Source organism: Nocardioides sp. Z40_12 (assembly GCF_058215795.1).
Genome location: NZ_JBZAJA010000004.1, coordinates 391,846 through 405,014 on the forward strand (window position 1 = coordinate 391,846; position 13,169 = coordinate 405,014).

Here is a 13,169-nt window from a genome sequence, read left to right on the forward strand (position 1 = left end):
AATCTTGTCAGGGCCACGCTGGAGACATGCAGGACATCGAGGTCATCGAGGCACCCGAGGCGGCGTCCGTCGCGCTCGACCCGGTGCGAGCCCGGTTGCTCGCCGAGTTGGCCGAGCCCGCCTCGGCGGCCGGGCTGGCCGCCCGGGTGGGCATCGCACGCCAGAAGGTCAACTACCACCTCAAGGCGCTGGAGGCCCACGGGCTGGTCGAGCTGGCCGAGGAGCGGCGCCACGGCGGCATCACCGAGCGGGTGCTGCGCGCCTCCGCCGCGTCGTACGTCGTCTCGCCGGCGGCGGTCAGCGCCTCGGCCGCCGACCCGGACGCCAACGGCGACCACCTCTCCGCCGGCTACCTCGTCGCGCTGGCGGGTCGGCTGGTCCGCGAGGTCGGCGCACTGGCCCGCCGGGCCGGCGCCTCCGGCAAGCGGCTGCCGACGCTGACCATCGACACCCGGATCGGCTTCCGCTCCGCCGAGGACCGGGCCACCTTCGCCGACGAGCTCACCGCCGCGGTGCTCGACCTGGCCGCGCGCTACCACCACGACGACGGGCGCCCCCACCGGCTCATCGTCGCCGCCCACCCCCTGCCCGAGAGCACCGAGAACACCACAGAGACCAGCACCCAGGAGAAGCCATGACCGCCACCCCCGACGTCCCCTACCGCCTCGAGTTCAGCATCGAGGTGCCCGGCACTCCCGAGCAGGTCTGGGAGGCCGTCGCCACCGCCAAGGGCATCAGCGCCTGGTTCCTGCCCACCGAGCTGGAGGAGCGCGAGGGCGGTGCGGTGCACTTCACCATGGGCCCCGAGATGGGCTCCGACGGCCACGTCACCGCCTGGGAGCCGCCCCACCGCCTCGTCTACGACGAGGACTGGGCGGCGCTGATGGGCAAGAAGCCCGACGAGCTCAGCCCGATGACCTCGGAGTTCCTGGTCGAGGCCCGCTCCGGCGGCACCTGCGTGGTCCGGGTGACCACCAGCGGGTTCGGCACCGGAGCCGACTGGGAGTCGGAGTTCTGGGACGACATGGGGCTCAACTGGAAGCCCTTCTTCGACAACCTGCGGCTCTACCTGACCCACTTCCCCGGCCAGGAGGCGACCCAGCTGGAGGTCGGCGTCGAGCTGCCCGGCGACGCCGACGCCCTCTGGGCCCGGCTGCACGACGAGCTGGGGCTGGGCCCCGTGGGTGCGGCCGTCGACGTGCGCGGCGTGCCCGGCGTCGTCGAGCGGCTCGGGGTGCGGATGGCGATGCTCCGGCTCACCGGCTCGGTTCCGGGGCTGCTCAGCGTCTACGTCTTCGACTACGCCGAGGCCGCCGGCTCGGCGACCGCCGGCGTGCGCGCCTACCTGTTCTCCGACGAGGCGGCCGACTACACCAAGCGCGAGGAGCCGGCCTGGCGGGAGTGGCTGGAGGGGCTGGCGGTCAGCTCGTCCTGACCCCAGCGGCCCCGGCCGACTGCTCGGCGAGCTTCGCCAGGTCGCGGCGGACGTAGCGCAGGTGCGCCCACTCCTCCTCCAGGATCACCCGGACGCAGTCGCCGACGGTGGGGTGCCAGTCGTCGCTACCCCACGGGTCGTCGCGCTCCTCGGCGAGCTGCTCGGGCGTGACCGTCGCCAGGAAGTCGGTGACGCGCTGCTGCCGCTCGCCGCGCACGGCCAGGACCTCGTCGTAGGAGGGCGGGTCGGCGCGGAAGACGGAGGTGTCGAAGCCCATCCGCTCGGCTCCGGTGAAGACCAGGCCGATCTCGTGGAAGGGCTGGTCGACCCGTTGGATCCCGCCGCCCAGCCAGGCGTCGGTCGCCAGGACCAGGTGGCGCAGCGTCTGCACGAGGGACCACTCGTCCTCCACGTGGGCGTCGACCAGCTCCGGCGGCGTACCGGCCACCGTCTCCGCCCAGGCGGCCTGTACGGCGACCCAGCCCTCACGCAGTCCCTCGGGGGTCTGGGCCTTCTGCAGCTCGCGGCCGGGGAACCGCCGGTTCAGCTCGGCCTCGACGAACGGCACCACGTCGACGCCGTTGACCAACAGGCTGCCGAAGAAGAGGTCGTGGCTGTCGATGTCGAGGCCGTCCACGTCGACACCGCGCATGGTCACGCCGCTGACGTCGGAGAAGCGCAGGGTGGCTCCCTTGAGGCTGGCGCGCAGGAAGGTCGCGCCGGCGAACTCGTCCGTGCCTGAGTACGTCGTCATCGCCCCATCATGGCGCCGACGCCCGTCGCCGCGTCCGGGAAAGCCCTGGCCCACCTGTTGATCTTTGATCAAGATCATCAATTTGAGGCACACCCTGGGCGGCCCTCGCGCTCGTAGAGTCGGAAGGCGGCCGACCGCTCGGCACGGCGCCGAACCCGTTCGTCGGCTGCTCCCAGGAGAAGCCCATGAACACAGCGTCCAAGCTGGTGGCGGCAGGCGCGACCGGCGTCCTGCTCGCCGGGGTGACCGTGTCGTCCGGAACTGCCACCGCAGGTCCCGACCGGCCCCAGGTCAGTGCCTCCAAGGCGTCGAAGCACGGCGTCACTCCCCGCGACCCGTCGGCGAGAAGGTTCGTGCGCGGGGTCTCCTTGTCGGAGATCACCGAGCACCAGATCGCGCTCCAGCGGATCGCGTCGCTAAACGACGACACCCGCGAGGTGTTCTCCCCCGGCTACCAGGAGTCGATCGACTACGTGGTCGACACGCTCCGCGACGCGGGTCTGCGGGTGCGCATCGACCAGTTCAACTACCCGATCTGGGAGGAGACGCAGCCGCCGGTGCTCAACCAGGTCTCCCCGACCCCGACGACGTACACCCCGGGTGACGCCGAGGACGACAACTCGCCGTCGGTCGACTTCATCACGATGGCCAACTCCCCCACGGTCGAGCTCACGGGCGCGCCGGTCTTCCCGGTCGGCGGCATCCTCGACCCGCCCACCGGCGGCTCGACCAGCGGCTGCGCGGCCGCGGACTACGCCGGGGTGGAGGGCAAGGTCGCGCTCGTCCAGCGCGGCACCTGCGCGTTCGTCGACAAGTGGGCGCTGGCCCAGGCGGCCGGCGCCACCGGGGTGATCATCTACAACGAGGGCAACACCCCGGAGCGGCAGAACCCGGTCTTCGTCGACAACCTGCCCGACGTCCCCGCGACGATCGCGGCGGTGGTCTCGAGCTACAGGGTGGGCAACGAGCTGCTCCAGGCCTACAAGGCGGGCGAGAACCCGACGGTCGACCTCAAGGTCTACGGCACCTTCACCGACCGCTTCCTGCCCCAGGTGATCGCCGAGACCCGCGGCGGCGACCCGAACCACGTGGTCGTGGTCGGTGCGCACCTCGACTCCGTGCCCGCGGGGCCGGGCATCAACGACGACGGCTCGGGGGTGGCGACGCTGCTCGCCCAGGCCGAGGAGCTCAGTGAGGGCCGGCACCGGCTGCGCAACAAGATCCGCTTCGGCTTCTGGGGAGCCGAGGAGAACGGCCTGGTCGGGTCGATCGAGTACGCGTTCGGCCTCAGCGACGCCGAGGTGGACAAGATCGACGTGATGCTCGACTACGACATGCTCGCCTCGTCGAACTACGTCCGGTTCGTCTACGACGGTGACGGCAACGCCGCCCCCGGCAACCCGGCCGGGCCCGAGGGCTCGGGCAAGGTCGAGCAGGTGCACGACGACTGGTTCCGCTCCCAGGGGCTGACCAGCGACCGGGTGCCGTTCGACGGCCGTTCGGACTACGTGGGCTTCACCCTCCGCGGGATCCCCGCGGGCGGTGTCTTCGCCGGCGCCGAGGGCATCAAGACGCCCGAGCAGGCCCAGGAGTACGGCGGCGCGGCCGGCTCCTGGTACGACCCCTGCTACCACCAGCTCTGCGACAACCTGAACACGTTGTTCACCGGGGTGCCGCCGCTGGACGCCGAGGGTCTGGCGCCCGAGGGTGACGACGCCGCCAAGCGCGCCGCCCAGCGGCAGCTGGCCGGCGGGGCGCTGCAGGGCCTGGACGAGATGTCGGACGCGGCCAGCTATGCCGTGTACTACTTCGGCGCCTCGAAGGACCCGTTCGGCACCCGCGGTGGTCACCACAGCGGCAAGTCGAAGAGCAAGGCGAGGGCCGGGGCCAGCTACCCGTGGCGAGGACACCAGCGCATACGCCGCTGAGCGAGACCGGACGCCCCTGCACCCGACGCGCATCGGGTGCAGGGGCGTCCTTCGTCAGGGGGTCTCCGCCGACCACGTGCCGGGCGCGGTCACGTCGAGCACCCAGCTCGGCGGAGGCGGAGGCCACCTGCCCCCACATCACCTGGTCGGCCTCGGCCGGGTCGGTGACGGCCCCCGCGTCGCGGTAGGTGACGGCCGTGAGGGCGCCGCCGACTGACGCGGGTCGGCCTGCTTGTTCGGTCTCGCGCGAGCCCTCCGGCTAACCTCACGGGCAGGCGACACTGGGGGGAGCAGGATGAGCACGCACGCTGCCGGGTGGTACCCGGATCCGGTCGACAGATCCAAGCAGCGCTACTGGGACGGGACGGCCTGGACGGCGCAGCGCGCCGCCCCTGCGCTCCTTCCTCCGCCGCCTCCGGCGCCGGCTGCCCCGGCCAAGGGAGGGCGCGGGTGGTGGTACTTCGTCCTCACGATCGCCTCCGCCGGCCTGTTCTCGGCGGTGCCGTTCTTCCACGCGGCCTCCCGGTTGGACCGGCCCCACCTGCGCAAGGTCGGCGCGGCCTTCGCCGCGGCAGGTCTCGTGTCCTTCATCCTGCTGGGCACCTCGCCCGAGGACGCCGAGGGCACACCGACCGGCTGGGCCGCCGACGCGGGCGGAATGATGGCGCTCGCGGTGATGCTCGTCGCGACGATCCTGCTCATCGGCCTCCGCCGCGAGGTCTACCTCCCGCGGGTCGTCTCGGCCCCGCCGGTCGGCAACGCCGGCGCGATGGCAGCCGTCGAGGAGGCCCGTCGCCGGAGGGCCGAGGCGCGCCAGCTCGCCGCGCGGGACCCGCTGATGGCACGCGAGCTCGGGATCGGCCGCCCGGAGTCACGGCACGGCTACGACGACGGCGGCCTGATCGACCTCAACGAGGTCAGCGCCCAGCAGCTGAGTGCCGTCTGCGGACTGCCCCCGGACGTCGCCGCCCAGGTCATCGAGTCGCGCGAGGCGCTGGGCCGTTTCACGCAGGTGGAGGACGCGATCGTCTTCGGGCAGGTCAGCGAGGTGCACGCCCCGGTGCTTCGGGAGCGCGCCATCGTGATCACCGACCCGGTCGGCTGACGAGGCCCCTCAGCCGGAAGTCACCGGCGCCTCGAGCGCCCCGGCCGCACAGGTCACCACCTCGAGCACCCAGCGCCAGGTCTCCGGGTCCGTCCCCACGGTCTCGGCAGCGGGAAGCGACCGCGCCCGGTCGGTGTGCGGGGGTGCGCACCGCAGCCCAGGCGGCGGGACCCGGCGCCCGTGGCGTGTCGGTGGGCACTGCGATGCTGACGCCGTGAGCACCCAGATCCGTCCCAGCTATCCGGTGGTCCTGCTCGTCGGGCGGGAGGACTTCACCCCGCCCACCACGTTCGGCGACGCCAACGTCGTGGCCACCCGCGACTGCCTCGCGGTCGGCCTGCGCGACACCCAGCTCGGGGCGGTCCAGGTGCAGGTCGTGCCCTCGACCGAGTCCGCGATCGTCGACCGGCACGACCTCGACCACCTGGGCGACTTCGAGCTGGAGTCCGAGGGCCAGCTGGCCGTCCGCGACGTCCACGGGCGTGAGTACGACGCCATCGGCGTCGAGCCCGGCACCCACCGGGTGACCGTGCTCGGCACCGACCCGGCCGAGCCGGACGACGTGGTCTTCGTGGTCGCCGTCGGCTAGGAGCGGCGCCGTCGTCGTCGGAAGTGCTACGCACCCGGGCCGTCGGGATGGGTGAGGTCGTAGGCGCGAGACAGCTTCTGCGGCACGACCATCCGCCACGCGTCGACCACGAGCTCCCTCGCCTCGCCCGGGTCCAGTGCCGCCAGGTCGGCCTCGACCCAGTTGAACCACAGGTCGCCCTGCGAGGGCATCCGGAACTTCTTCGGGTCGCTCGCGACGAGCGCCGGCCGTTCCTCCCGGGGGAACGCGAACCCGATCACCGTCTCGTCCAGGGAGAAGGCGACGTAGACGAGCTGGCCGACCCGGAACTTCAGCCGCCGGTGCACGTAGACCTCGTACGAGCGCTCGAGCTCGGAGCCGAGATGCCGTACGTCGTCGACCACCGCCATGTCGTCTCAGGCTCTGAAGTAGTCCGAGAGCACGGCCGTGACCCAGTCCGGCTGCTGGGCGTTGTCTGGCAAGAACTGGGCGATCACCGGCTTGAGGTCGATCACCGGTGTGCCGTCGACGGCGTCCAGCCCCACGACGGTGAGCTCGCGGCCGCGGGCCGACTCGATCCGGCAGACGCTCACGCCGATCCGGTTGGGCCGTCGAGGCCCGCGCCCGGCGAAGACGCCCATCGGCGGGAGGTGGACGATTCCCCGGTAGGGACGCGGCTCCTGGTGGCCGTCGACCTCGGGGATCCGGTCGAAGACGAAGAGCACCTCGGCGTGGGAGAAGCCGTCCAGGCCCTGAAGGCACGCGTCACCGAACCGCTCGTCGACGACGATCGTGCTGCGGACCTTGCCCCAGTGGTCGGAGTCCTGGATGTCGGTGCGGGAGTTCTGGACCGTGCCGATCGCGGTGATCTCGAAGGTGGGCATGGTCGGGCCCTCTCGTCCGGTGGCACGGTCTGCGTGCGCTCTAGACCCACGTTGTCCTCGCACGAACGCCTCGTCAAGCCGCTATCTCCCGCCGGTCTCGCGCCCGCACTCGCCCAAGCCCTCGCGTCGGCTGACAGACCACGACGGACGGCGGCACATCACCACGATTCGGGAGGGCGCTCGGCCCTTCCCTCGTGCCACGATGAGCAGCCCGGTCCGGTCGAGAAGCTCGAGGTCCCCATGGCGCGCTACGCGGTCAACGAAGCAGCGGTCGCGAAGGCGCGCGACCTGATCGCCGCCCGGCAGTACGTCCTCGACAGCGATTGGGGCGACGTGCAACCCGACGCGGACGCCGGCAACGCCTTCCTCGAGCGGCACGGCTGGGGCGACTACGCCGCCTGGCACCTCGGGCTCAGGGTGGGCGTGAAGGACGGGACGAAGGGGCGCTGCGCGTTCGTCTACGGCGACTTCCGTCGCGTCCACCGCAGCGGCCTGATCGCCTGCATCTACCGGGCCGCGGAGTGGCGGCACAAGCAGGCCGAGACCGCCGCCCACGACCTGCTCCAGGAGCTCGACAGGGCCGCGGGCATCGAGTAGCGCGACCCGGACGGAAGCGCCGGCCCCGCTCAGCGCGTGCCGCCCGGCACCACCTCGTCGCCGACGCTGATCGACCCCGGCGCCGCGACGTCGGCGTACATCGCCAGCGACATGTCCCGCTCCTGGGCCAGCGGCTTGAGCCACCGGCCGTCCGCGGCCGCGCCGTCCTGGGCGACGTCGATCATCCGGCAGCGCGGGATGCGCTCGACGACGCGGAGCGCCGCGTCGCCGACGGTGATCGTGGTGCCCGCCCACTGCTCCTCGATGAACGGCTCGGTCGAGGAGAACACGATGTTCACCCGAAGCCGGCGGGGGTCGGGGTCGATGCCCCAGCGGGCGGCGCACCAGTCGAGGGTGGCCGTGCCGACCAGCGACACCGCACCGTCGTCCTGGTGCGGGACGCCTCCCTCGGGCAGGACCCGGACATCGGCCCCCATGGCCCGGCTCAGCTCGCCGTCGAGCGCCCGGTCGCCGACCATCCACCTGCCCGACCCGCCGGTCACCAGCACCTCGCCGGAGTCAGCCGTGCTGCTCGCGTAGTCGAAGACCTCGTCGTGCCGGCGGAAGCGTCGGCTGTCCTTGCCCGACGCGAGGTGGCCGTCCGCGTCCACGACGGCGTACCAGCGGTCACCCGCCAGCCCCCGGGGGTCGAGCGTCACGGCAGGGAGCGACTCGCCACCCATCGACTTGACCGGGTAGCGGCGAAGGGAGACCACCCTCATCTGCACCCCTCGACCCTAGCCGGACCCGGAGGGCGCCGCCCGCGCCCGCGTGAGCGACTCCTCGGCGACGTGGGCGTGGCACCCCGCCAGTGACGCCGCTCACCCCGGCGTTGCAAGATGACGCCCTGCGTCCGCTCGGGCGCTCGCTCACCACTCGGAAGGATCCCCCATGGCCCCTCGGCCCATGCGGCGCATGCCTGCGCTCGCCCTCGCCACCTCCGGAGTTCTCGCCGCGGCGCTCGTCGCGGTCTCCGGTGCCAACCTCGGCGCCAGCGCCGCCCCCACCGCCGCCGACCAGCCCGTCTCGACGCCGGTGCCGATCGCCACCCCCGACGGGGTGCTGTCCAGCTACGTGCTCAACGCCCGCAACGCCAACCCGGGCCACACCAAGCAGCTCGAGCGCGCGGTCGAGAAGGCCGGCGGGGTCGTCGTCCAGAGCTGGCCGCAGATCGGCGTCGTCGTCGCGCACGCCGCCGTCGCCTCCTTCCGCGACGACGTCCGCAAGGCCGCGGGCAACAAGCTGGAGTCGGTGGGCGCCACCCGCACCGTCCCGGTCTCCGAGGGCACCCCGTCCGAGCTGGGCGTGAGCTGGGGCCCGGGCGCGTCCGGCTACAAGAAGGGGGGGAAGAAGCCCGCCAACGGCGACATCGGCGCCGAGGCGACCGTGGCCACGGTCGCCGACCCGCGTGAGAACGAGCAGTGGGACCTGCAGATGATCAAGGCCGACCAGGCCCACCGGATCACCGAGGGCAACCGCAACGTGCTCGTCGGCGTCCTCGACTCCGGCATCGACGCCGACCACCCCGACCTCGTCGCCAACCTCGACGTCTCCGAGTCGGTCAACTGCGCCGACGCCGGCCGGCCCGACCAGTCGCCCGAGGCGTGGGCGCCCACCACCAGCGACCACGGCACCCACGTGGCCGGCACCATCGCCGCCGCCCGCAACGGCGTCGGCATCGTCGGCGTCGCCCCCAACGTGCGGATGGCCTCGGTCAAGGTCGTCAACGACGACGGCTACATCTACCCGGAGTACGCCGTCTGCGGCTTCGTGTGGGCCGGTCAGCGCAACATGGACGTCACGAACAACAGCTACTACGTCGACCCGTTCCAGTTCTGGTGCGGCGACCAGCCCGACCAGTACGCCGCGATGGAGGCGGTCCGCCGCGCCGTCGCCTGGTCGACCGACCGGGGCGTCGTGCACGCCGCCGCCGCCGGCAACTCCTCCTACGACCTGGCCAACAAGACCGTCGACACCAGCGCACCCAACGACAGCACCCCGATCACCCGGACCCTCAACGACACCTGCAAGAAGGTGCCGGGCGAGTTCGACGGCGTCGTCACCGTCTCCTCGGTGCAGCGGTTCCCGGCCGGCACCATGGACAGCCGGCTGTCCAGCTTCTCCAACCGCGGCCTCGGCTCCATCGACGTGGCCGCCCCGGGCTCGACCATCCTCTCCACGATCGTGCGCGACAACGGCTACGGCACCAAGAGCGGCACCTCGATGGCCTCCCCGCACGTCGCCGGGGTGCTGGCCCTGATGAAGTCCGCCCACCCCGGGCTCACGCCGGCTCAGATGATCGAGCGGCTGCGCGCGCAGGCCGACGACAAGCCGTGCGGCACCACCACCGCGGGCGCGCCGTGCGTCGGCACGGACGCGGACAACAGCTACTTCGGTGAGGGCATGGTCGACGCCCTCGACGCGGTGAGCTGACGCGGCATCCCCTGCACGCCGACCGGCGTCGATCCCTTCGGGGGTCGGCGCCGGTCGTGCGTTCCGGGCTCCGGCTACTTCTTCTTCTCGACGACCAGGTAGCGCAGGTCCAGGGTGAAGGTGGCGACGTCGAAGGCGTCGTCCCCCTCGGTCCAGAACTCCCACCAGGCGCCGGGAGGCAGACGCTTCGTGCGGCTGCTCCACCCCTGGCCGTCGCCGAAGACCGGGTCCTCGTCCCACTGGGTCTGCGCCGCGCTGCTGGAGGACACCACGGTGGCGTCCGTCCGGGAGGAGTGGACGGTCAGATGTGCGCGGTCGGTCTCGCCGGGATTGGTCGGCTCCCCGGCGAAGGCGACCCGGACGGCATCCACCCCGCGCACCGCCTTTGGCACCGGGACGAAGTAGCTGGACTCCGCCGCCCCGAAGACGTCGTCGTCGGGGTCGGCCCGGTGGGTCAGCCCGCCGGGGAACCGGACGCTGGGCGTCACCTCGCCCTGCGGGAGGTATGCCCAGCACTCCGGCCACGTGCTGCCGAAGCAACCCGGAGCCCAGGCCTCCTGCGCGGCCATCGTCCGCGTCTCCTCCCGCCACACCAGCGCGTCTTGGGAGACCCACAGCTTCAGTGGCTTGGTGGCACCCCGGTTGCCGACCCTGTCCGTGCCCGACAGGGTGGCGACGTAGCGCCCCGGCGGCAGCGGGACCCCGCGGGCGTCACGCCCCTCCCACGCCACGTCGGTGTGCCACTTCGGTCGGAAACGGACCTCGCGTCGCAGCACGACCCTGCCGGCGTCGTCGCGGAAGGTCACGACCCCGCGCTTCATGCCGTCGGTCCACCCGCCGGCGCCCAGCAGCACCCGGTCGCGGACGTCGACCGAGCGCGGGTAGACCTTGGGCACCACGTCCTTCTTCGCGCCGTACCGCTCCTGGACGCCGAGGTAGCCCTCGAACTTCAGATCGGCTGAGGCGGAAGCGTCGTCGCGACCCTGCGGCGTGATGACCTCGACGCGGTAGTACCCGTGAGGCACCAGCCTGCCCTGCGGGGTGCGACCGTTCCAGGTCCAGGTGTGGCGGCCTGCCGGCTTCCGCCCGAGCACGCGGGTGAACGGCGCGATCTTCTCGTCGAAAGGGGCCACCCGGATCCGCACCGTCGTGGCGACGGGCAGCTCGAACCGGACGGCGAGCCGGTCGCGGACCCCGTCGCCGTTCGGCGAGAACGTCATGCCGCGCTCGGCGAGCACCTGTGGCTCCTGACCCGGCGGAGCCGCGGCCTCGGAGGAGGTCGCCGCGGCGACCGGTCCCCCCAGCGCAGTCGTCACCAGCACCGTCGTCACCAGCGCCGCGGACAGCGCCGCCGCCTGCAGTCCCATCCCCCGTGCGTACATGCACGAAGCGTAGGGGTAGATCGCCCGGACGTGCGTCGACCGGCGGGACGTCTCAGTGACGAGCACGGCACACCGCACCCCTTGCCCGCGCCACCCGGGCGTGGTCGGATGTGACGCCGTCGCACGAGCAGCCGACGGCAAGACACGTACGACGGGGGTCCTTGTGAAGCGTCCGCACCTTGCCCTGCTCCCAGCCGTCGCTCTGGCGAGCGTCGCGTCCGCGCTGCCCCTGGCGCCACCGCCGGCCGGCGCCCAGGCCGCCGCGACCTGCCTGGGCAAGCCGGTCACCATCGTCGCTTCGTTAGACGTCCTGACCGGGACGGAGGGGGACGACGTGGTCGCCATGGAGCCGGAAAACTGGGCCAGGTTCGACGCCCTGGGCGGGGACGACACGATCTGCCTGACCCTGCCCTACTGGACCGTCAACTCCCGCGACTCCCAGCTGCCCTTCGGCTGGCTCGACGCCGGGCCGGGCGACGACGTCGTGGTCAACGAGGCGACCACCTACAGGCACCAGTCCATGTGGGTGGAGCTCGGCACCGGCAACGACACCTTCCAGGGCAACGCGACTCCCGAGACGGTCCACGCGGAGGAGGAGGGGAAGCGGCAGCCCGCCGGTGTCCCCCACCGCGACGTCATCGACACCGGCGACGGGAGGGACACCGTGTCCTCGTTCGTACCCGGCGGGGAGCTCAACGCCGACCGGATCACGCTCGGACGTGGCGGTCTGGCGGTCTCCTACGGCGGCCCGATGGCACCCGACGGGCTGATCGACGTCTCGGCGGCCGCCGACGCCACGCTGTGGCTGGACGCACCGCAGCCGCCGATGACCGGCGAGTTCGTGCTCGACAACACCGCTCGCCGCGGCACCGTGGACGGCGAGCAGGTGCTCACCTGGACCGGCACGGTGCGCCGGTTCCGTTTCTGGTACGCCGCCGCCCCCTCGCCGACGATCTCGTTCATCGGCTCGGCGGACCGCGAGGTCGTCGAGATCGACCGGCCCACGATCGGAGACGTGCGACTCGGCGGCGGCAACGACCGGCTCGTGCTGAACGTGAACACCGGCACGAGCCGCGCCGGCCTCCGGCTCCGCTCCCTGGACGGCGGGCCGGGCACCGACGGGATCACCCTGACCACCGAGTGCCGCGACGCGGTCGTCCGGATGGGTCGCGACCTGCGCTGCGCCACCAGCACGGCGTCCCTGTTCGACTTCGAGCGGCTCCGGGTCAAGAGCCTCCGGCCGGGCGGCACCCTCAGGCTGGTCGGCACCCGGGGCCCCGACCGCTTGAGCGCCACCGGCGACTCGGTGACCGTCCACGCCCGCGGCGGGGCGGACGACGTCCAGGTCGTGGCCAGCAGGCGGGTCCTGGTGACCGGCGGCGCCGGCACCGACCGGATCTTCACCCGGGCCCACGCCGCCGCCGTCCACGGTCAGGCGGGCGCCGACAGCATCACCATGGCCACCCTGAGCGAGAAGGTCTTCGACCACCCGCCGCCCACCCGCACGCGACAGGTCGCCGACGGCGGCCAGGGCCGGGACACCTGCCGTGCCTCGGTGCGTCGCAGCTGCGAGCGAGGGTCAGCGCCGGCGCGCGATCAAGGCCGCGACGCCCAGTAGCCCGGTCAGCGCCGCCCCGCCGCCGACGACCAGCAGCACCAGCCCGACGGCCCACAGGCCGGAGTCGTCGGAGGAGGCGGCCTCGGCCGCCCAGGGCACCGCGAAGCCGAAGACGGCAGCAGGCGAGAGCGCCACGGCCGCCGCGGCTCCTCCGCCCCGCCTGTCCGGTCCGGCCGCTCGCACCCACAGCAGGGCCAGCACCGAGGCGACCGCGATCGAGGCACCGCACCCGATCACCTGCCACGGACGGTAGGGGCCCTGCCGCTCGCCGTCGACCAGGTAGTACTCCTGGTCCCAGCCGAGCCAGGCGAACCACATCCCCGCCGCGACCAGGGCGAGCACCAGCGCCGCCACGCCCAGGCGGGCGGCGTACGAGGAGGTCCTGGTGGGGGTGCTCGTCTGCGGGGAGGTCATGGCACGCAGTCTCCCCGCCCGGGCGAAATCCGGGCGAAACACGGGTCGGGC

14 protein-coding genes are annotated in these 13,169 nt (G+C 72.6%); 8 read left to right on the plus strand and 6 right to left on the minus strand.

Going from position 1 to position 13,169, the window contains the following annotated elements; translation table 11 throughout:
* The first annotated feature begins 26 nt into the window (after positions 1–26).
* The gene (locus tag AC4BG9_RS10445) at positions 27–638 is read left to right on the plus strand and encodes an ArsR/SmtB family transcription factor (RefSeq protein WP_490571031.1); all 612 of its coding nucleotides are present in this window, start codon (positions 27–29) and stop codon (positions 636–638) included.
* A complete protein-coding gene (locus tag AC4BG9_RS10450) occupies positions 635–1,435 on the plus strand; it encodes an SRPBCC family protein (protein WP_490571032.1) in 801 nt (266 codons plus the stop codon). Before AC4BG9_RS10445 ends, AC4BG9_RS10450 begins: the two co-directional genes overlap by 4 nt.
* Here the strand turns inward: AC4BG9_RS10450 and AC4BG9_RS10455 are convergent.
* Entirely contained in the window at positions 1,422–2,189 is a 768-nt protein-coding gene (locus AC4BG9_RS10455; protein WP_490571033.1) for a DinB family protein, read from the minus strand. The two genes, AC4BG9_RS10450 and AC4BG9_RS10455, sit on opposite strands and share 14 nt — an antisense overlap.
* Before the next feature lie 185 nt (positions 2,190–2,374).
* Between AC4BG9_RS10455 and AC4BG9_RS10460 the strand changes: the two genes are divergently transcribed.
* From AC4BG9_RS10460 to AC4BG9_RS10470, 3 genes are all read left to right on the plus strand, one after another.
* On the plus strand, positions 2,375–4,117 hold the full coding sequence (locus AC4BG9_RS10460) for a M28 family metallopeptidase (RefSeq protein WP_490571034.1): 1,743 nt from the start codon (positions 2,375–2,377) through the stop codon (positions 4,115–4,117).
* Between the two features lie 295 nt (positions 4,118–4,412).
* The gene (locus AC4BG9_RS10465) at positions 4,413–5,222 is read left to right on the plus strand and encodes a DUF2510 domain-containing protein (RefSeq protein WP_490571035.1); all 810 of its coding nucleotides are present in this window, start codon (positions 4,413–4,415) and stop codon (positions 5,220–5,222) included.
* 214 nt (positions 5,223–5,436) lie between these two features.
* Complete coding sequence (locus AC4BG9_RS10470) at positions 5,437–5,811, plus strand: hypothetical protein (RefSeq protein ID WP_490571036.1); 375 nt, start codon at positions 5,437–5,439, stop codon at positions 5,809–5,811.
* A 26-nt stretch (positions 5,812–5,837) separates the two neighbouring features.
* On the opposite strand, the gene AC4BG9_RS10475 is transcribed toward AC4BG9_RS10470, so the two are convergent.
* Together AC4BG9_RS10475 and AC4BG9_RS10480 are read right to left on the minus strand one after the other, a co-directional pair.
* Positions 5,838–6,200, minus strand: coding sequence for an MmcQ/YjbR family DNA-binding protein (locus AC4BG9_RS10475; protein ID WP_490571037.1), 363 nt, complete (start codon positions 6,198–6,200; stop codon positions 5,838–5,840).
* A gap of 6 nt (positions 6,201–6,206) precedes the next feature.
* Positions 6,207–6,674 (minus strand): SAM-dependent methyltransferase, encoded by a 468-nt coding sequence (locus AC4BG9_RS10480; protein ID WP_490571038.1) that lies wholly within the window; start codon positions 6,672–6,674, stop codon positions 6,207–6,209.
* A gap of 240 nt (positions 6,675–6,914) precedes the next feature.
* Between AC4BG9_RS10480 and AC4BG9_RS10485 the strand changes: the two genes are divergently transcribed.
* Positions 6,915–7,271, plus strand: a complete 357-nt coding sequence (locus AC4BG9_RS10485; protein WP_490571039.1) for a hypothetical protein — start codon at positions 6,915–6,917, stop codon at positions 7,269–7,271.
* Positions 7,272–7,300: 29 nt separating this feature from the next.
* On the opposite strand, the gene AC4BG9_RS10490 is transcribed toward AC4BG9_RS10485, so the two are convergent.
* Positions 7,301–7,993 (minus strand): MOSC domain-containing protein, encoded by a 693-nt coding sequence (locus tag AC4BG9_RS10490; RefSeq protein WP_490571040.1) that lies wholly within the window; start codon positions 7,991–7,993, stop codon positions 7,301–7,303.
* 169 nt (positions 7,994–8,162) lie between these two features.
* On the opposite strand from AC4BG9_RS10490, the gene AC4BG9_RS10495 reads away from it, so the two are divergent.
* The gene (locus AC4BG9_RS10495; protein WP_490571041.1) at positions 8,163–9,704 is read left to right on the plus strand and encodes a S8 family peptidase; all 1,542 of its coding nucleotides are present in this window, start codon (positions 8,163–8,165) and stop codon (positions 9,702–9,704) included.
* A 74-nt stretch (positions 9,705–9,778) separates the two neighbouring features.
* Here AC4BG9_RS10495 and AC4BG9_RS10500 read toward each other — a convergent pair whose 3' ends face one another.
* Complete coding sequence (locus AC4BG9_RS10500) at positions 9,779–11,086, minus strand: flagellar hook assembly protein FlgD (RefSeq protein ID WP_490571042.1); 1,308 nt, start codon at positions 11,084–11,086, stop codon at positions 9,779–9,781.
* Positions 11,087–11,249: 163 nt separating this feature from the next.
* On the opposite strand from AC4BG9_RS10500, the gene AC4BG9_RS10505 reads away from it, so the two are divergent.
* Positions 11,250–12,704, plus strand: a complete 1,455-nt coding sequence (locus AC4BG9_RS10505; protein ID WP_490571043.1) for a hypothetical protein — start codon at positions 11,250–11,252, stop codon at positions 12,702–12,704.
* Here AC4BG9_RS10505 and AC4BG9_RS10510 read toward each other — a convergent pair.
* On the minus strand, positions 12,666–13,118 hold the full coding sequence (locus tag AC4BG9_RS10510) for a hypothetical protein (protein ID WP_489965316.1): 453 nt from the start codon (positions 13,116–13,118) through the stop codon (positions 12,666–12,668). The genes AC4BG9_RS10505 and AC4BG9_RS10510 overlap by 39 nt on opposite strands.
* Positions 13,119–13,169 lie beyond the last annotated feature (51 nt).